Annotated in this window: 20 protein-coding genes; 6 read left to right on the top strand and 14 right to left on the bottom strand. The window is 55.7% G+C overall.

What is annotated here, in order from left to right; all coding sequences use genetic code 11:
• Positions 1–288: 288 nt before the first annotated feature.
• The gene (locus FFS57_RS06260; RefSeq protein WP_137936909.1) at positions 289–1,002 is read right to left on the bottom strand and encodes an anti-sigma factor; all 714 of its coding nucleotides are present in this window, start codon (positions 1,000–1,002) and stop codon (positions 289–291) included.
• A complete protein-coding gene (locus FFS57_RS06255) occupies positions 999–1,553 on the bottom strand; it encodes a sigma-70 family RNA polymerase sigma factor (RefSeq protein WP_137936908.1) in 555 nt (184 codons plus the stop codon). The genes FFS57_RS06260 and FFS57_RS06255 overlap by 4 nt, the downstream gene beginning before the upstream one ends.
• A gap of 193 nt (positions 1,554–1,746) precedes the next feature.
• On the opposite strand from FFS57_RS06255, the gene FFS57_RS06250 reads away from it, so the two are divergent.
• Complete coding sequence (locus FFS57_RS06250; RefSeq protein WP_137936907.1) at positions 1,747–2,520, top strand: dioxygenase family protein; 774 nt, start codon at positions 1,747–1,749, stop codon at positions 2,518–2,520.
• Between the two features lie 162 nt (positions 2,521–2,682).
• Here the strand turns inward: FFS57_RS06250 and FFS57_RS06245 are convergent, their stop codons facing one another.
• The 4 genes from FFS57_RS06245 to FFS57_RS06230 form a co-directional block, all read right to left on the bottom strand.
• A complete protein-coding gene (locus tag FFS57_RS06245; protein ID WP_137936906.1) occupies positions 2,683–3,813 on the bottom strand; it encodes a HupE/UreJ family protein in 1,131 nt (376 codons plus the stop codon).
• On the bottom strand, positions 3,810–5,009 hold the full coding sequence (locus FFS57_RS06240) for a tetratricopeptide repeat protein (protein WP_137936905.1): 1,200 nt from the start codon (positions 5,007–5,009) through the stop codon (positions 3,810–3,812). The genes FFS57_RS06245 and FFS57_RS06240 overlap by 4 nt, the downstream gene beginning before the upstream one ends.
• Positions 5,010–5,080: 71 nt before the next feature.
• The gene (locus tag FFS57_RS25580) at positions 5,081–5,317 is read right to left on the bottom strand and encodes a hypothetical protein (RefSeq protein WP_212749158.1); all 237 of its coding nucleotides are present in this window, start codon (positions 5,315–5,317) and stop codon (positions 5,081–5,083) included.
• Positions 5,318–5,329: 12 nt separating this feature from the next.
• Positions 5,330–6,853: a DUF4331 domain-containing protein gene (locus FFS57_RS06230; protein ID WP_137936904.1), complete on the bottom strand. Its 1,524-nt coding sequence runs from the start codon at positions 6,851–6,853 to the stop codon at positions 5,330–5,332.
• Positions 6,854–7,032: 179 nt separating this feature from the next.
• Here FFS57_RS06230 and FFS57_RS06225 point away from each other — a divergent pair, with 179 nt between their 5' ends.
• The 3 genes from FFS57_RS06225 to FFS57_RS06215 all read left to right on the top strand — a co-directional run bounded on the left by FFS57_RS06225 (position 7,033) and on the right by FFS57_RS06215 (position 9,860).
• On the top strand, positions 7,033–7,419 hold the full coding sequence (locus tag FFS57_RS06225) for a hypothetical protein (protein WP_137936903.1): 387 nt from the start codon (positions 7,033–7,035) through the stop codon (positions 7,417–7,419).
• A gap of 150 nt (positions 7,420–7,569) precedes the next feature.
• The gene (locus FFS57_RS06220; RefSeq protein WP_137936902.1) at positions 7,570–8,190 is read left to right on the top strand and encodes a TetR/AcrR family transcriptional regulator; all 621 of its coding nucleotides are present in this window, start codon (positions 7,570–7,572) and stop codon (positions 8,188–8,190) included.
• 41 nt (positions 8,191–8,231) lie between these two features.
• Entirely contained in the window at positions 8,232–9,860 is a 1,629-nt protein-coding gene (locus tag FFS57_RS06215; RefSeq protein WP_137936901.1) for an isovaleryl-CoA dehydrogenase, read from the top strand.
• Between the two features lie 27 nt (positions 9,861–9,887).
• On the opposite strand, the gene FFS57_RS06210 is transcribed toward FFS57_RS06215, so the two are convergent.
• Positions 9,888–10,628, bottom strand: coding sequence for a hypothetical protein (locus FFS57_RS06210; protein ID WP_137936900.1), 741 nt, complete (start codon positions 10,626–10,628; stop codon positions 9,888–9,890).
• Here FFS57_RS06210 and FFS57_RS06205 point away from each other — a divergent pair.
• Together FFS57_RS06205 and fumC are read left to right on the top strand one after the other, a co-directional pair.
• A complete protein-coding gene (locus FFS57_RS06205) occupies positions 10,627–10,899 on the top strand; it encodes a hypothetical protein (RefSeq protein ID WP_137936899.1) in 273 nt (90 codons plus the stop codon). The two genes, FFS57_RS06210 and FFS57_RS06205, sit on opposite strands and share 2 nt — an antisense overlap.
• A 181-nt stretch (positions 10,900–11,080) precedes the next feature.
• On the top strand, positions 11,081–12,475 hold the full coding sequence (gene fumC, locus FFS57_RS06200) for a class II fumarate hydratase (RefSeq protein WP_137936898.1): 1,395 nt from the start codon (positions 11,081–11,083) through the stop codon (positions 12,473–12,475).
• A 71-nt stretch (positions 12,476–12,546) separates the two neighbouring features.
• On the opposite strand, the gene FFS57_RS06195 is transcribed toward fumC, so the two are convergent.
• From FFS57_RS06195 to FFS57_RS06165, 7 genes are all read right to left on the bottom strand, one after another.
• On the bottom strand, positions 12,547–13,752 hold the full coding sequence (locus tag FFS57_RS06195; protein ID WP_137936897.1) for a globin domain-containing protein: 1,206 nt from the start codon (positions 13,750–13,752) through the stop codon (positions 12,547–12,549).
• Between the two features lie 37 nt (positions 13,753–13,789).
• Positions 13,790–14,050, bottom strand: a complete 261-nt coding sequence (locus FFS57_RS06190) for a hypothetical protein (RefSeq protein WP_137936896.1) — start codon at positions 14,048–14,050, stop codon at positions 13,790–13,792.
• A 13-nt stretch (positions 14,051–14,063) separates the two neighbouring features.
• Positions 14,064–14,447 carry a group III truncated hemoglobin gene (locus FFS57_RS06185; protein ID WP_137936895.1) on the bottom strand — a complete coding sequence of 128 codons (384 nt, stop codon included), beginning with the start codon at positions 14,445–14,447 and terminating at the stop codon, positions 14,064–14,066.
• 6 nt (positions 14,448–14,453) lie between these two features.
• Positions 14,454–14,903 (bottom strand): Rrf2 family transcriptional regulator, encoded by a 450-nt coding sequence (locus tag FFS57_RS06180; RefSeq protein ID WP_137936894.1) that lies wholly within the window; start codon positions 14,901–14,903, stop codon positions 14,454–14,456.
• Between the two features lie 108 nt (positions 14,904–15,011).
• The gene (locus FFS57_RS06175; protein ID WP_137936893.1) at positions 15,012–15,533 is read right to left on the bottom strand and encodes a carboxymuconolactone decarboxylase family protein; all 522 of its coding nucleotides are present in this window, start codon (positions 15,531–15,533) and stop codon (positions 15,012–15,014) included.
• A gap of 58 nt (positions 15,534–15,591) precedes the next feature.
• On the bottom strand, positions 15,592–16,140 hold the full coding sequence (locus tag FFS57_RS06170) for a peroxiredoxin (RefSeq protein ID WP_137936892.1): 549 nt from the start codon (positions 16,138–16,140) through the stop codon (positions 15,592–15,594).
• Between the two features lie 115 nt (positions 16,141–16,255).
• Positions 16,256–17,176: a hypothetical protein gene (locus FFS57_RS06165; protein WP_137936891.1), complete on the bottom strand. Its 921-nt coding sequence runs from the start codon at positions 17,174–17,176 to the stop codon at positions 16,256–16,258.
• Positions 17,177–17,235: the final 59 nt, after the last annotated feature.

Genomic DNA, 17,235 nt, shown 5'->3' with positions numbered 1-17,235 from the left:
ATGAGTGTTGGATTTCATGGTTCCACGCCGGCCAAATGACGGGACGGTTCGCTGTAGCTGAAGCCTGGCGCAGATCCTGGGCAATTAATGCCATTTACATACTAACACTCAAATGACGATTGCATAGTTATTAACGACGTTAATTTTTTGTATTCATACTTGCGAAATCATTCAACAAAAAGCACTGACGAGGGGAAGTAGCAAAAAGCAGGTGATTGGCACAAGCCTGCACTGGCTCGTTTCCGATACGGGCAGGCCGCCATCCGACAACCCACCCGGCTTACCAGATCATATTGGCCGAATCACTTCGCCGCTGTAGAGCACTGGCCCGGTCGGCTGGCCAGTTGGCGATCCACCTGGCGGCTCCAGGCTCACGGCCAGGGCGGCAATATCTACCAGCACTTGATCCATGGGCTTATCCATTTTCAAACGCACCACGCCTGAGGCCGGCAGCAACCCATAAGACCGGGGTTGCCCTGCCTTCGGCACGCCCCACAGTTCCAGACTGTTACGGCCACCCAATTGCTGACCAATCAGCACCCGCACACGGATTTCTCCTTTTTCTGGGTCTGCTTCCGCCAACATGACTGGCTTCATCTTGTCGTTGTTCAGTACCACCACATAACTGCGAACGGCGACCGTATCCGATGGCGGGGCCATGCCAACATAAACCGCGAGCAAGGCCGCCACACCCGACATCGCCAGTGCAAGGCCACGCCACCATGCCGTCCCCCAGCGCCCCACCTGGGCAACACGCGCCTTGGCCGACGAGTTAGACCGAATCCGTGATTCGATCACCCGCCATACCCACTGCGGCGGTTTTACTTCCTCTGTAATGGTTGCCAGCGAATTCAAGCGAGATTCCCATTCGGTGACCTGCAAACGGGCCAAGGCGCTATCCTCCATCAATCGTTCAAAGCGTTTTCGGGCCAAGCCGCGCAAGGTACCCAGCACATACTCACCAGCCAATTTGTCCAACAGTTCGGGATTCCGGTAGTTCATATGGCAAGACACCCTTTCAGTCGCTCCAAACCACGACGCACCCAGGTTTTGACACTGCCCAGCGGCTCCCGAAGGTGATCTGCCAGCTCGCTGTGACTCAGGCCATGATAAAAAGCCAACGAGATGCTCTGTCGCTCGCGTGGGGTCAACTTCTCCATGCACCGCGCCAACCAGGCGGTATCCTGGTTCTGCGCCAACAATTGCAAGGGCCCGTCGGATTCATCTTCCAGATCGATCCACTGCTCACCATCTTCATTTTCCGGCAAATGTTCTTCGCGTGGCCGCCGCAACCAATCAATACAGCGATTACGCACGATGCTGGTCATCCAGGTCATCGGCTGGCTTTTATCCGCGCCATACTCGCCGGCGTGTTGCCAGATCTTGACATAACAATCCTGCAGCACTTCTTCCGCCCAGTCGCGCCTTTGCAATATACGTAGTGCCACCGCAAACAGTTTCGCCGATGTGTGTCGATACAATGCCGAAAATGCCTGCTGGTCGCCCCGCGCCGATTGCAGCAGCAGGCTCGACAGCATTCCTGGGTCTATCATGATGGAGCGCAGCCCTGTTGGTTGATTGGAAGCCCGTTTTTTACCAACGGTTGGGAACAGCTTCTTTATACGTAGCAGATGCCAATTTGGATGCATTGGCGTGATGGTTGGAACAGTGTGTCCTGCCCGGGCGGATTTATCGGCGTGATCATTGGTGCCACACTATCGACATTATCTGTGTGGAGTCCCCATCATGCCATTGCCTGTGCTGTTCGTTTCCCATGGCTCGCCCATGCTGGCGCTGGATGCTAGTCAGGTTGGCCAAGCCTGGCGAGCTGCCGTGGCACCATTGACTGGGCTGAAAGGCATTGTGGTCATATCAGCCCACTGGCAGGCTCGACACATCAGCCTGACCGATGGCGGTGAGTTGCCAACCATCCATGATTTCTACGGCTTCCCGCCCGCACTCTATCAACAAACCTATGCGGCGCACGGTAGTCAGGCTTTATCCGAGCAGGTGGCAGCCCAATTGCGCACGCTGGGTGAGCCAGTTGTCATCGACCCACAACGTGGTCTGGATCATGGCGCCTGGGTACCGCTACGCGAAATGTTCCCGGCTGGCGACATCCCGATCGTGCAGGTTGCCCTGCAGGCCAAGGCCGCTGGCGAACACCATTACCAATTGGGCGAGGCACTTCGCCCATTGCGCGACCAAGATATCCTGATCGTCGCCTCGGGCAGCCTGACCCATAATCTTTACGAAATCGACCCGCACGCCAACGCGGCCGAGCCCTATGTCACCGCATTTCAACAGTGGGTATGGGAGAACCTGCAACATGGCCGCCATGCCGAACTGTGCGATATGTCCAAGTACGCGCCGGCGGCCCAGCGCGCCCACCCGACTGACGAGCACTGGTTGCCACTGGTCGTCGCAGCCGGTGCAGCCGGGCCAGATGCAAAGGCCTGCCGACCTTACACCGGTGTAGAAGCCGGTGTCTTGGCCATGGACATGTTCCGATTTGATTAACCTGGATATTTCATAAATTGACGCGAGTGCTAGCTTGTCTTTTGATCCATATGAAGATTTTCGTTCTGTCGCGCGTAAGAACCACTACGCGACTCCTTCACGACATCTCCCTATGAATCAAAATCCTGCACCATCACCTCGCGAATTTGCGAAATATCCAGGTTAAATCGCCACATCGAATGCCCGTTCGATGAACCAAGTACCGGCCAGCACCATGATGGCCAACGAGCCGGCCAACACCGCAAAGCGGCGATAGAGCCAACGCTGCCGCAAAGCAAACGCAAGGGGTACGAATACCAGCACGATACACAGCTGGCCCAGTTCCACGCCGATATTGAAGCTGGCCAGCGCAGCCGTCAGCTGCGTGGTCGGCAACCCAAGTGCTGCCAATGCGCCGGCAAAACCAAAGCCATGGATCAAGCCGAACCCGAACGCGACCAGCCAACGTTTACCCCGAATGAACGGATAAACATTGTTTGCGGCCACCAGCAGCACCGAAGCCGCAATGGCAGATTCCACCCAACGGCTATCCAGACCAATCACCCCCAGCGTCGCCAGCGACAAGGTGATGGAATGCGCGACGGTAAAGGCAGTCACGATCCGTACCACATCGACGACGCTATCACGCAGGCTGTTCGCTGCTTCCCAACGGCCATCACGCCATACCAGCACGGCTGGCAACAACAGCGACAACAGAAACAGGATGTGATCAAACCCGATCCAAATATGCCAAGTCCCCTGGCCGACGAATGCCAGCACGGTATCCCATAGGCCATGTTGATCAATCTGCTGTTCAACGTTGCCCGGCGAGAACAACAATGACCGCACCGTTCCCTGAAGGGTCAGATTGGCCAGACCACGGTGTTGTGGGTCAATATCAAACAGCAGCCGATAGCCAATACGCAAGGTATCTGCGCCGGCCGGGCAATCGGCCCGGATCGGCAGGGCAGTATAGGTGCCATCGGTATGACGAGTCAGTTGCTGGCCACCCGCCTGTAACTGGCAGACCTGACCGTTGCCAGTCAGCACCAGCCTGGACAACGCATAGGCAGCGATGGCGCCGTGCCGAGCCTGGACTTCACCCCAGGTCAATTGCCCATCCTGGTCGGCATCCAGCCCCATGACTTCATCCAGATCACGCAAGGCGATATCCCACTGCCCGGTCACCGTGTTGCCAGCAGCCTGGAGTACCAGATAGCTATCGCTCGCCTTGTGAGCTTGCGCAGACGTTGCTACCCACGCACTGCACAGCAGGGCCATGAGCAAGCGTCCAATGCACTGAATACGCGTCATGATGTCATCCCTTTTTTCAATTGGCGGATCAGTGGCGTCAGCGAGGCATCCTCCACCCCTGTTGTCGCCAACCAAGTCAGCACGGGCCTGGCAGCCTCATACTGGCCCGCAGCCAGAGCGGATTCCAGCAAGATACGCGCATCGGCAGGTTCCTTTTGCTGTTGCCAGTTGCGTTGAGCCAAGGCCAATGCCAGCTTGGGCTGGCGCCGTAAATGCAGTTCGAAACGGGCCGCTTCCCGGGCATGAGTAGAATCGCCACGCAGACGAGCGGCGGCAAATCGGCTGGCCAAGGTCTCGATATCCCGAGTGGCCTGCGGCAGCCGCAAGCCCTGCCGCGCCAATGCCAAACGCAACAGCAGCGAGTCGGCTCGGCTATCGTTACCCAGGGCCTCCACGACCGCTTGATAGGCTTGACGATCTAGCAACCAATCGGTGTAGGCGGCCTTCACATAGCCATCTGGCGTTTGTTGCATGGCTTGTGCAAACCAGGCGCCGGCCTCGTCCGGTTGCCCCAGACGTACTGCCAGCTCTGCCAACTGAACCCGTTGCCACGGGCGTGACCAGGTTGGCGTATCGGGATGATTCACGCGCAGCTGCAACCGCCGATAGCTGGCGGCTGCACGATGGGTCATCGCGTCCACACCGGCCACACAGTCCAGTGCCACCTCGCTGTCCAGCAATGGCACCAGTTTCAGGCAAGCCCGACGAGCCATCGTCAACTCACCACGCACCTGATGAATACTGGCCAGCGTCAGCCAACCTTGCGCATGGTGTGGGTCACGCCTCAATGCAACTTGCAGCATGTTGATGGCCTCAGCAAAGCGATGGCTGCTCTGCAAAATCACCGCTTGCATCACCAACGCATCGATCGGTACTACAGGTTGCCGTAACCAAGGTACCAGCACCGCTTCGGCATAACCCAGAAAACGCGGATCGGCACTGTGTCGCGCATGCTCGATACTGCGTTGTGCGGCCTGCAAGGCCAGCGTCAAGTTCTCTGGTGACCGGTTTGCCTGCAGACGCAACGATTTCAGTTCACGTAGGGCCGGATCGGTTTTGGTCGGCAGCGTTTCCACCACCATTTCGTCACTTGCCGGTACAAAATTGGCTGCTTGCGATAAGGTGGTCAACATCACCATCCCCAGACAAATCAGGTAAGCAAGCAGCCGTCTCCACGGTCTGGATAACGACATCATGATTGTGATCTCCAGAACACACAGGCTGACAACTGCATCAACCTGTGTGTCAGTTAGTTGTCACCAACGTATCAGTTGATCGCCACAGGTTCCCTGTCGTCCGGCTGGCTGAGCATGACCGAATCAATCGCAACCGGTTCGGCATCGTCCGGGGCACTGGCCACTGTTGAGGTCACCGACTGCGTAAAGGCATCTGTCGTTGCAGGGCCGGGATTGGGCGTTGGCGTGCCCTCCCCGCCACCACCACCGCCACAAGCCGCCAATAACGTAGCCAGCAGACCGATCAGCACTAATGTTTGTTGAGACATGATCAGCCCTCCTCAACGTTTCGCGGCCATGATATTGGCGTTGCCAGTGACAAATGGCGAGCCTGGGATCGGAGTGGTCAGATAGGGGAATGTCATGTCGAACTGACCATCGTTGACCAGTGCACCGTCAGTGAAATCCACTGCACCAGATGGTGCATCGGCCGGCTTGCAGTCCAAGTTCAATGTGCACAGGCGACCCATGGCCACACGTAACTCAATATCCACCACATCGTCGCCGGGCCGCCGACCATTCGGGAACCCGGCATTGTCACCCGCAATCACGCCCAATCGCTTCTGCGCGCCCCTGGCAACGGGTGCCATGCTGGTATTGAGCCGCAGCATGTCGGACGGTGTCACCTTCAGGGGTTGATTCAGGCCCGGTACCCCTGTCAAAAAAGCGGTGACCAGATCTTGACGCGGCAAGTTGGTCGGCGCCCGCACACCTGCGGCACCAAACAACACCTCGACCAACGCTGGCAAGGTCGGATTGGTGACATAGCTGGCAAACTGGCTATCGTCTTTCGGCTTGCTACTGTTGAATTTGTCCTTGTCCTTCAGGCCGATCACCAGTTCATTGACCAGTGGCATACCCAGGCGTGATACCTGCACCCATGCACCACCTTCACGCGAAGCTGATTTGATGTCGCTGGCAGGCATTGGGTTGAGCAAACGCCCCTGACGCAAGCTCGCCGTTGTCCAGGCGCCGATCACCGGGTCATTGCCTTTCACCACGCAAGCAATCGGCAGTTCCAGCGCAATCGACGTCACGTTTTTGTCTGCAATGGTATTCAGCCCCTTATCTTCAGCACCTGGGTCAAATACCGTGGCCGGGGCTTTGACATTGATCAGGTCAAAAATCTCGCCCAGATTGACCCCAAAGCCTTCCTTGCGCTGTCCGACAAACATGCGCCCTGGCTTACTGCAACCCGGGATATTGACGTTGTAGCGGTGCTTGGCTGCATAGGCCGCATAATCGGCAATAGACTTGTTGCCAATATTGTCCACTGGCTTGTCAAAGCTGGCTGCGCCGGTATCAGCATTGGTCACCGCCATGCGCCGCCCGCCCCTGCGATCACCGTTGACCATGTTGACACTAAACGTCTCCCGCACATTCAGCACATCCGGGTTTACGTTGTTGATGCCGCCAATATTGATCAACGGTACAGACACCTGCTTGCCACCTATCGATAGCTGCAGATCCTTCAAAGTGTTTTGGAAGCGGAACTGAAAACTCAGGTCTTCTCTCGCGTCGCCATCATTGTCAAGGTGGATTTCATATAGGGCATCCGGGTCCATCTGAAAATAATTCGGGCCGCCATATGCATCCTGCAATGGGCTGTAATTGGCGATCAGCGTGACATAGTCGCTTCGGCCTGGTTCATACGAACGGAACAGATATAAATCGGTACCATCCACTTTGGGATGGCGGGTAATGAACGGTGCTTCGCGATGGCTGGAAGCAACCGCTTCAGTCGTGACTTGCGACAAGATGCCCAACGCGGACAAGATGAGCAGAGGAAGAGATTGACGGTTCATGACGGGTCTCCTTACCAGTTTGTGTGATTGCACACTCAAATACGGACAACCCGGGTGGTTGGATGCAGTAAAACAGAAATTTGCAGAATGTTTGCGAACTGCCGCCTTCTTCAAGCGTCCTACAACGCAGCACCCATTGCATTGCCAACACATGTTGTACCGCTCGTCAGGAGGCCACCATGTGGAAATCGCTTACAGTGATCAGCGCATCTTTGTTGGCCAGTGGTTGCGCCACCTATTCCAATCAGGTCAGCTTCATTCATGGTGAACGCTATCACCGCGCCGCGATGCATACCTACCTAACTCATCTCGTCTCCATTGATGGCGAAGCCGCCATGCTGAACCAGAACCCAGTCCCCATCGAACCGGGTCATCATGTCCTGAAGCTGGTTACCGCCCCGGCTGCCGGCTTCCGGGTACCGGAAACCCGGCTGCTGAAGTTGAAAGTGGAACCGTGCAAGCGCTATTACATTGTGGCGCGCAAAACCAGCAGCCTGGCGCAGGATTGGACCCCGCAGATCGACGAAGTGGAAAGTCGACCGGAATGCAAAGACAAACCATCCTGATCATCGCATCGTGTCGTTGATACGTTGTGCTGGCGGTGTCAGCACAAGAAGGCCATGGCTTGATCCAGCCTCCTGTTCTCATTGAACCATCTTGACGGCTTGACACCCCAAGGCGTAGCCTTATTCAAAAAATGAATCCGGATTCATACCTTGGTTTATCGCCCGACGTCTCATACCGAAGCAAGGAAAGCCGATGCACGTGCTCGCATCGTCCATGCTGCACGACAACTGATCAGTGAACGCGGATTCATGGAAACACAGATCAGCCATGTGGCGGCCGCCGCTGGCGTGGCAACCGGGACCGTGTACCGGCACTTTCCAGCCAAGGCCGATCTGTTCGCAGAAGTCTTTCGGCAAGCCAGCATGCGAGAAGTCGAGGTCATGGCAGAGGTCGCGGCTCAGTCCGGGCCTGCACGAGATCGTCTGACCGACACGATCCGGGTTTTTGCACAACGTGCGCTGCAAGCACCCCGCATGGCTTGGTCACTGATTGCAGAACCGGTGGACGCCACCTTGGATATTGAACGACTGGCCTTGCGACAAGCCTATGCACAAGTGCTGGTGCAACTGATTGACGAGGCCGTGCAGCAGGGCGACGTACCCCGCCAGATGACATCGGTGACGGCAGCTTGCCTGGTCGGCGCCCTGGCCGAAGCGCTGGTCGGCCCCTTGGCGCCGGATCAGGCTGAAATGGACGCAGCCAGCCGAGGTGCATTGGCCCATGAACTGGTTGCCCTGTGTTTACGTGCAGTCGGTTATCACACCGACTGAGTCATGCCGCGAACCGACACCTGATCGAAGGAGGCAATTCCATGCAAAACTGGCAAACCCATGAAGTCACCAACCAGACGCCACCACTAACCGACTGGAACCTGTTCACCACAGACCCAGTCCTGCAGGCGGCAACCGAACGTGAAGGTGCGGGCTGGGCGCACGCGTGGCTGACTCAGGCGGGCGCCGAGCTAGGGCAAGCCACGGCATTCGAGCACGCCCGGCTGGCCAATCAATTCACGCCGGTCTTCAAACCATTTGACAGCATCGGCAATCGCATTGATCAAGTCGAATTCCACCCCAGCTGGCACCAGCTGTTGCAAGGTATCGCCAACCGTGGTCTCCACACTGGCCCATGGGCTGACCCAAAGCCAGGGGCGCATGTCGCACGCGCTGTGGCGTATGTCATGCAGGCACAGGTGGAAGCAGGTTCGTTATGCCCGACCACCATGACCTATGGCGCCATCCCTGCCTTGGCCAAAGGCCCGGCTGCAGTGCAGGCGTGGCTACCCACCTTGTTTTCCAAGGAATACGACGCCCGGGATCTACCCTTCGCTCAAAAACGTGGTGGGCTGATTGGTATGGGCATGACGGAAAAACAAGGGGGATCAGATGTTCGGACCAATACCACCACAGCCCAATCAATCGGTCAGGGTGAATACCTGATCACTGGCCATAAATGGTTCTTTTCGGCGCCGATGTGTGATGCACATTTGGTGCTTGCCCAGGCTGCCGGTGGGCTCAGCTGCTTTTTCGTACCACGTTGGCAGCCGGATGGCAGCAAGAACCCGATTCATATCCAGCGCCTGAAAGACAAAGTGGGCAATCGTGCCAATTCGTCCAGCGAGGTAGAATTTCATCAGGCTTGGGGATTGTTGCTTGGTGAAGAAGGCCGGGGCATACCGACCATACTGGAGATGGGCACCTACACCCGCCTGGATTGCGTGATCGGAACCGCTGGCGGCATGCGGCAAGCATTGGTGCAGGCTTTACATCATGCACGCCATCGCAAGACATTTGGCCAACGCTTGATCGACCTGCCATTGATGAAAAATGTGCTGGCGGATATGGCACTGGAAGTCGAAGCCGCTGTCACGCTTGGCATTCGCATGGCGCGGGCCTTCGATGCGCAGACTGATGAAGCGGAGACCCTATTCCGTCGCCTGACCACGCCAGCTGCCAAGTATTGGGTTTGCAAGCGCGGCCCGGAATTCGCTGCCGAGGCGATGGAGGTGTTGGGCGGCAATGGCTATGTCGAAGATGGACTACTCGGCCGCCTCTATCGTGAAATGCCGCTGAATTCAATCTGGGAAGGTTCTGGCAACATCATGTGCCTGGATGTATTGCGAGCGTTGAGCAAATCACCCAGAACCGTCGAGGTGCTCCAGGCTGAATGGGCACTGGCAGTTGGCCGGCACCCCGCTTTTGATCGCTTCCTCAGTCAGCTGCAACATCAACTGCGTGATGCTGCCACCTTGGAAACCCGCGCTCGCCGCATTACTCAGGATCTGGCACTGGCGCTGCAAGGCAGCTTGTTGCTGCAACATGCACCGGAAGCCATTGCCGATGCATTCTGCCGATCCAGGCTAGGTGGCGAATGGGGTGAGCATTTCGGCACCTTGCCTGCCGATGTGGATTTTGACGGGATCTTGGCCAGAGCCTGGCAATAAATCCGACAGCATCGGATCAAGCACGTATCAGCGGGGCGCCAGCAGCAGTACCGGCTCCCCAGCCAAACGGTACTCAAACCGGGTCTGATATTGGCCATCTTTCAACCGTGTCAGCTCGAATTGGTGGATGGCTGCGGCATAAGACTGCCTGGCCTCACCATCCAGCCAGTTCACCAATTCAGCCAAACTGCCACTGGCTTCAAATTCGACAGGATACTGGCTGATTTGCTTGAAACTGCTGGCCTTCATCACCGCCTTGGGTCGAAACAGGCTGATGCTCAAATCCCGTTTGACTGCACGTTGATAAAGCGCATCAAACTGATCTTCTGCACTACGCAGGTGGACAGCTCGAGCGGTCGCAGCCGGGCAGGCAAAGGCGGATGCCAGATCAGCATAACTCGCCTGCAGTAGCACGTTCGTTTCGGTAGTGACCTCAGCGCGTGGACGAAACCCCAATGATTGGGCCAAATCCGAGCTCAGCTGCGCTGCCATGGCCGCAGTCACGGTTGTCAGTTGCAACCGCACCACAGCCGATTCAACCTTCAACGACTGGAGCACAGCACCTTCCGGGAGATTGCCAGCGGTTTGGCGCAACAACCCAACCAAGGGGATCGCACCGCGTTCTACCTGCACCTGTGCCGCACTCAACAACTTGATCGACACCGGTGCCAGGTTCAAGGCACGCGTGCAAGCTTCATCCGCCGCCTGGGCCAAGCCAGCCATTGCCAACCCAGCCATCACCCAGACTACGTGTTTAACGAAATTCATGGATCACCTCGATCTTGCCTACGATATGGTCATTGATTACATCCGGCTCTTCTGCACGATTATCAGAATGAAACCATTTGCAACTGCAGCACCTGGATTCACCCGATCAGACAACCGCCATCTTGGGTGCCAATTTAGTGGCTTCATGATCTACATTCAAGATCAGGTAGACTGTATTGCAGCTGACTGCTTCAAAAAACAAGGCAGAATCGGACTTGCCCCCAGCATGCCTGGGTACATCGTCGGACCGATCATTGAGCCCGACATATGATGGCAGATCAAACCTTGCAAACTATGCTGACAACAGGGCAGTTGAACCATGACCACCTCATATCGCGACCCACATCAATAATAACAATCATTATCAAATAACCAAGTTTATGCGACCATGCCAACGGGCCGCTCAAGATTGGCCGTTTTCCTCTACCTTTGACCATCGCAAGGACTGCAGAATGTCTTCTACACGCATCGAAACCGACTCCATGGGTGCCATTGAGGTTGCATCAGACCGCTACTGGGGTGCGCAAACAGAGCGCTCGATTCATCATTTCCCGATTGGGGTCGCGCGTTTTCAATGGCAACGGCCAGTCATTCGTGCGCTGGGCATTCTCAAGCGGGGGGCGGCTGAAGCCAATGCAGAGCTGGGCGAACTGCCTGCCGAGCAGGCCAAATTGATTGTGCAGGCAGCCGATGAGGTGATTGCCGGCAAACTGGATGCCCATTTCCCGTTGGTCGTATTCCAAACCGGCTCTGGTACACAATCCAACATGAACGCGAACGAGGTAATCTCAAACCGTGCCATTGAGCTGGCAGGCGGCACGCTGGGCAGCAAAAGCCCTGTTCACCCGAACGATCATGTCAATCGCGGCCAATCCTCCAACGATACCTTTCCAACTGCCATGCATATCGCGGTGGTAGAAGAGTTGCACCATCGCCTGGTGCCGGCCATCAAGCAGTTGCGTAACACGCTGGCTGCCAAGGCTAAAGCTTATGAATCATTGGTCAAGACAGGCCGTACCCATCTGCAGGATGCCACGCCAATTACCTTGGGCCAGGAAATCGGCGCCTGGGTCGCCCAGCTGGATTTCGGCCTGGACACCGTAAACGCCGCGCTACCTGGTCTGTATGACCTGGCGATCGGCGGCACTGCCGTCGGTACCGGCTTGAATGCCCATCCCCGGTTCGGCGATACGACCGCATCCAAAATCAGTGCACTGACAGGCTTCCCATTCCGATCTGCCAACAACAAGTTCTTTGCATTGGCAGCCCACGATGCGTTGGTGAATACCTCTGCCGCCCTTCGCACGCTGGCAGGCGGGCTGATGAAACTGGCCAACGACGTACGCTGGCTGGCCAGTGGCCCACGCTGTGGCATTGGCGAGTTACGCATTCCGGAAAATGAACCCGGCTCATCCATCATGCCGGGCAAGGTCAACCCCACCCAATGCGAGGCACTGACCATGGTGTGCGTGCAGGTCTTCGGGAATGACGCGGCGGTGGCCTTTGCGGGCAGCCAAGGCAATTTCCAGCTGAATGTCTTCAAGCCGGTCATGGTGCATAACGTGCTGGAAAGCATCGAGCTGATCGCCGATGCCGTCACTGCGTTTGACGAACACTGCGCACAGGGCATCGAACCTGAAACTGGCAAAATCAGCGAGAATCTGAATAAAAACCTGATGCTGGTGACTGCACTGAACCGTCATATTGGTTACGACAAGGCCGCCCAGATTGCCAAAAAGGCCCATCATGAAGGAACAACGCTGAAGGATGCGGCGCTGGCTTTAGGTTATCTGACCGACACGCAATACCAGGAATGGATTGTGCCATTGGATATGACGCATTCTTGATCTACCATCGATTACAAACCCCGGCCACCAGCCTGGGGTTTGTTTATTCTAATAGTGCTGTTATTGCGTGCTTAATCCAAACCACCCAACAGATCCGGGCCAAATACTTCATATCTGATCTGCGACGGATCGAAGCCATGTGCCAATAGCCATTGCCGCTGGGTACGCATGAAAGGCAGCGGTCCACACAAATAGATGTCGGCATCCAGCGGCAGCACCGCCACATCAGACAACTGCATGCGACCACTGTAAACCTGTGCGACCGGCAAATCCATTTCGCTTTCCCCCTCAAACCACAGGTAGCAGTCCGAATTGGGCAAGGCGGTAAAAGCGGTACGCACATCCCGCCAAAGCGGGAATTGCTGAACTGACGTTCCCGCAAAGCCGAACAACACTTGTCGCTGTGGCTGACTGAGTACAAGTTGTTTCAACATTGACACCATCGGTGTCACGCCAACCCCCGCGCTCAACAACATGATGGGGTGGTCGGAAACCTGATTAAGTACGAATTCGCCCGCTGGTGGGCCGACCTCCAGCCAATCCCCGACTTTGACCGTATCATTCAGCAGATTGGACATCATGCCGGCCGGTGTATTGGTCTGTGCCACTCGGCGCACAGTGATACGCCAGGTACGATGATCCGGCGCATCAGAAAAACTGTACTGGCGAATCTGGCGCAAACCGATTGCTGGGACATCCAATGCCACGCTCAGATACTGCCCGGCCTCGAACACAGGCAAGTCGGCACCAGCTGGATCTTGCAGATAAAAGGACAACGCATCACACGATGCCGGCTCAATTCTGGACACTTTCACCTGCCGCCAAGCTTGGCCGGCCTGCCAACCTGCCTGCTGATAGAGTTTCGCCTCAATAGCGACCAGCTCCATCGCCAATAGCCAATAGGCCTCATCCCATGCGGCCAGAATGGCGGGTGTTGCCACGCTGCCCAGTACTTCGGCAATCGAAGCCAACAAATGACGCCCCACAATCAAATACTGTGCTGGCGTGATCCCCAGGCTGACGTGTTTGTGTGCAATGCGCTCCAGCACTGGGGCCAATGCTGCGGGATTGTGGATGTTTGCCGCATAGGCATACACCGCGCCAGCCAATGCTTGCTGCTGTTCGCCTGCAGCCTGATTGCCCATATTGAACAGATTCTTGAGCTCCGGGTGATGGTTGAACATCCGGTGATAGAAGTGGCGGGTAATCGCCTCACCCTGCTCACGTAAAACCGGGACAGTGGCTTGAATCAAAGACAACGCTTCGGGTGTCAGCACAATGACTCCTCATATAGTTACATATAAAATACAACTTTTAACCGATGGCAATGGACGAACCAGCACCAGCCTGCTGCTCCCGCTTGGCATGCAATGCCGCCAGGCGAATCACACAACCGATCTTGAACACACCAGGCACAACCATCAGCAACATATGGGTCGCCACCTGGGCGGGCAGTGGCAATTGGGTTGCGGGTGCACCATAGGCCAGCCAGACTGTAGCAACAGTGACGACACCGCCACCGATCACCAGGGAATTAGCCAAAGGTAAAAAGGCATCGGGATGGTTCATGGTCATGATGGGCTCCTTTTCAAGTGGTCTCTGCAACGGTGAATTGATGCATTAATGTCAGTGATTGCCCAATGCGGCGGGCGCGTTCCAGCCAAGGGCTGGCCAATTCTTCTGGCAACATGGCGCAGACAACGGCTGCAAACAAGGCCAGCCAATCTGCCAGCAAAGCCGGGGTAAAACCCGCCTGCATGTGCTTGGGTGCAACCTGATAGTCATAGTCCAAATAGCGCTCGCCCCCCAGGGTCACCCACCAGAAGTGGGTCAAGATGGCTTCGTGCTCCTGCCAATCCTGGACACCGGCAAATGGCGCCGACAAGGTAGGATGTTCACGGATCTGAGCATAAAAGTGGCTGACAACTGCCGCCACGCGTGCCTTGCCGATTTGATGTGCAATGTCTTTCATGGGTACTCAGTGATGCAGGGACAGGTAATGGTGGTGCAGAGTCACAATCTTGTCGCCTGTTGGCGCTGCCACAATATCAGCCAACCGGACATCGTCCATCGCACGATAGAATGCCTCCAACCCCACATCCAGCGCAGATTTCAAGCGACAACCCGCCTTCAGTGCACAGGGTGGCGATTCGCAATCAATCAGTTGGGTACTCCCTTCCAGCTCTCGCAAAATGGTTCCCAGCTTCAAATACTGTGGATCTGCCACCAGCTTGAGCCCACCATTGCGGCCACGGGTGGCATGCAGCCAACCTAACTTACCCAGTTTATTGACTACCTTGATCAGGTGGTTATGCGGTACCTCGAACTGCTCGGCAATCTCGCCAATCGTGACAAATGCCGTTCGATCACGGTATGTGAGATACATCAGCACGCGCAGGCCAAGATCAGTAAAACGAGTCAGTTGCATGGTGGTCAGCTTTCAGGTCATCTGCTGGTCATGATATTTAACTTGTATTTAAAATGCAACTTTAAAAACGAAAAAACGCGCCGACTTCGGCGCGTGAGATCACCAAATTCAAGCAGTTAACGCAAGAACCTGGGCTGCGGCATTCACGACTGCGGCAATGCGCCCGATATCGCGCAAGGCCGTGGCATTCATTCCTTCCTGCTTCAACACATCGGCATGCGATGCCACACAGAACTTACACTTACCTACAGCACTAGCCGATAAGGCATACAATTCAAAGCGCCGCTTGTCCACACCACCGTGGTTCTGGTAGACATTCATGCGAATCTGGGCTGGCAAGGTTTTCAGATCGGCGTCATTCGCCATATCCACATAGCTGTAATAGACATTGGTCATGCCCATCACCGCAGCAGCACTCAACGCGGCCTGTTCTTCTTCGGGTGACAACACACCACTGGCCTTGAATGCAGCAACCAGCTCAGCACTTTTGGCAGCAAAGGCCGCAGCCAATGCCGCACCCACTGCATCCTGCGGAGTCAAGCTGGAACGCAGAATGACACCATCGAGATTCAGTCGGACATCCTTGGCAAAGTCCGGAATCCTAGCTTTGATCGGTTCAAGAAATTCCATGTTTTGCTCTCCAGGTGTCCAGACAAGGCTGGACACCACTCAGGTATAAAATCGGACGTTACAGCGTCGCACCACCTACCGGACGGTTGCACGGGCACAGTTCGTCCGTTTGCAGACCATCCAGGATCCGCAGGATTTCTGACGGATTGCGTCCGACATTCAGGTTATTGACGGATACGTGCTGAATGACGTTGTCCGGGTCAATCACGAAAGTAGCTCGCAGTGCCACGCCAGCAGCCGCGTCACGTACACCCAGTTGATCCACCAGCGAACCAGTCACATCCGCAAACTGCCAGTGACCCAATCGATCCAAATCCTTGTGGTCACGGCGCCAAGCCAGTTTGACGAATTCGTTGTCAGTTGAACCACCCAGCAACACGGCATCGCGCTCTTCAAATTGTTTGGCCAGCTTGTTGAATTCAACAATCTCAGTCGGACAGACGAAGGTGAAATCCTTCGGGTAGAAATAAATGATCTTCCATTTACCGGCGAACGAGGCTTCCGTCACGGTTTCGAATGCCGATACGCCATTTTCTTCATGGTTATTGAAACCTGGTTTCACACCAACAACGGAAAAAGCTTCTACTTTTTGGCCAACGGTTTTCATGAGCTTTCCTTTCAGAGCGAACTGCACGGGAATCGTGATGACGCAATGCTAAAGCCCTTCGAAATATTTATAAAATTGATTATTAAAATAATGTTAATAGTATTTAACTATCAATTCATACCGCCATCAGTAGCCTTGCCATGGCGCCTTGCAAGCCGCATCGCTGTATAGACGTCGCCTCATCCCACAGTGTTGCCAGTGCATCGGCCAGCGTCAAAGCATGAATATTGGCGCGCATTGCCAATGAAAAAGCCAGCAGATTCCCGCCCCATTCGTCATCCGACCAAGGCTGCTCAGGTATATCATCAGGCAACACCAGTACATTGTCGGCAGGATCAAGATATTGCCGTTGCGCCTTGGCCACCAATGTTTCGAGCGCCCGCTGCCAGTGTTCGGGAGCGAGGCCCGCCTGCGCTCGCGACAAACCTGCCAGACTCAACAGATGATGGCCATACCAACCAGGGCGTTGCAGACAAACCTGCCATGCACTGGTCAGGCTGACGTTGCCATGTGCCACCCAAGCAGGGGGAATCCAGTCTGGATGGCCAGGTGGAAAACCTGGAAAGGACTGAGCAGCCATTTCGACAAAGCGTTCCATCAACCACAATCGCTGTATTTCATCAGTGATTTGTTGCTCAGCCTCAACAAACGACCACCAGATGGAAAAGCCATGGCCAAGATAGCCTGGTTCGTTTGAAGCACGCGAGGCATAGTGATGGATCATGGCATGCAGACCTTCGGCATCGTACCAATCCCGCCCGGCACGATAGGCCAGCGGGAACAACCGACGCGCGATAACGCGTTCAGCTTGCTGTACAGAGTAGGTCTGGCTGGCACGCACGGTCTCATGCAACAAGCATGCGACCGTGCTGCGTCCCTGCCATTCGGCATGATCAATCAGTTGAGTCCAACGCTCGACATCCCAGTCAGGAAAACGCCGGGTCAACCGGTCTGCAGCCAAGGCTGCTTTGATCATGTGGCTATGAGTGACGGTGGCAAGACTTTGTAAGGCTTCCGGCATCAATGCATCGATCATGGTATTTACACTCCATTTTCAATAGAGCCAATCTATCACACACTCACCAATACCCGACA

It is taken from the genome of Chitinivorax sp. B (assembly GCF_005503445.1).
Lineage (GTDB): Bacteria > Pseudomonadota > Gammaproteobacteria > Burkholderiales > SCOH01 > Chitinivorax.
Note: the sequence above shows the minus strand (reverse complement) of the source record. Positions and strands in the feature narration are given on the sequence as shown.

What these genes read in the sequence shown, in the direction of transcription:
- FFS57_RS06260 (WP_137936909.1), bottom strand. Translation starts at nt 1,002, where the DNA reads ATGAACTACCGGAATCCCGAACTGTTGGACAAATTGGCTGGTGAGTAT.
- FFS57_RS06240 (WP_137936905.1), bottom strand. Translation starts at nt 5,009, where the DNA reads ATGATGTCGTTATCCAGACCGTGGAGACGGCTGCTTGCTTACCTGATT.
- FFS57_RS06165 (WP_137936891.1), bottom strand. Translation starts at nt 17,176, where the DNA reads ATGATCGATGCATTGATGCCGGAAGCCTTACAAAGTCTTGCCACCGTC.
- FFS57_RS06215 (WP_137936901.1), top strand. Translation starts at nt 8,232, where the DNA reads ATGCAAAACTGGCAAACCCATGAAGTCACCAACCAGACGCCACCACTA.
- FFS57_RS06210 (WP_137936900.1), bottom strand. Translation starts at nt 10,628, where the DNA reads ATGAATTTCGTTAAACACGTAGTCTGGGTGATGGCTGGGTTGGCAATG.
- FFS57_RS06180 (WP_137936894.1), bottom strand. Translation starts at nt 14,903, where the DNA reads ATGCAACTGACTCGTTTTACTGATCTTGGCCTGCGCGTGCTGATGTAT.
- FFS57_RS06245 (WP_137936906.1), bottom strand. Translation starts at nt 3,813, where the DNA reads ATGACGCGTATTCAGTGCATTGGACGCTTGCTCATGGCCCTGCTGTGC.
- FFS57_RS06185 (WP_137936895.1), bottom strand. Translation starts at nt 14,447, where the DNA reads ATGAAAGACATTGCACATCAAATCGGCAAGGCACGCGTGGCGGCAGTT.
- FFS57_RS06190 (WP_137936896.1), bottom strand. Translation starts at nt 14,050, where the DNA reads ATGACCATGAACCATCCCGATGCCTTTTTACCTTTGGCTAATTCCCTG.
- FFS57_RS06225 (WP_137936903.1), top strand. Translation starts at nt 7,033, where the DNA reads ATGTGGAAATCGCTTACAGTGATCAGCGCATCTTTGTTGGCCAGTGGT.
- FFS57_RS06170 (WP_137936892.1), bottom strand. Translation starts at nt 16,140, where the DNA reads ATGAAAACCGTTGGCCAAAAAGTAGAAGCTTTTTCCGTTGTTGGTGTG.
- FFS57_RS25580 (WP_212749158.1), bottom strand. Translation starts at nt 5,317, where the DNA reads ATGTCTCAACAAACATTAGTGCTGATCGGTCTGCTGGCTACGTTATTG.
- FFS57_RS06205 (WP_137936899.1), top strand. Translation starts at nt 10,627, where the DNA reads ATGGATCACCTCGATCTTGCCTACGATATGGTCATTGATTACATCCGG.
- FFS57_RS06250 (WP_137936907.1), top strand. Translation starts at nt 1,747, where the DNA reads ATGCCATTGCCTGTGCTGTTCGTTTCCCATGGCTCGCCCATGCTGGCG.
- FFS57_RS06175 (WP_137936893.1), bottom strand. Translation starts at nt 15,533, where the DNA reads ATGGAATTTCTTGAACCGATCAAAGCTAGGATTCCGGACTTTGCCAAG.
- FFS57_RS06255 (WP_137936908.1), bottom strand. Translation starts at nt 1,553, where the DNA reads ATGATAGACCCAGGAATGCTGTCGAGCCTGCTGCTGCAATCGGCGCGG.
- fumC (WP_137936898.1), top strand. Translation starts at nt 11,081, where the DNA reads ATGTCTTCTACACGCATCGAAACCGACTCCATGGGTGCCATTGAGGTT.
- FFS57_RS06230 (WP_137936904.1), bottom strand. Translation starts at nt 6,853, where the DNA reads ATGAACCGTCAATCTCTTCCTCTGCTCATCTTGTCCGCGTTGGGCATC.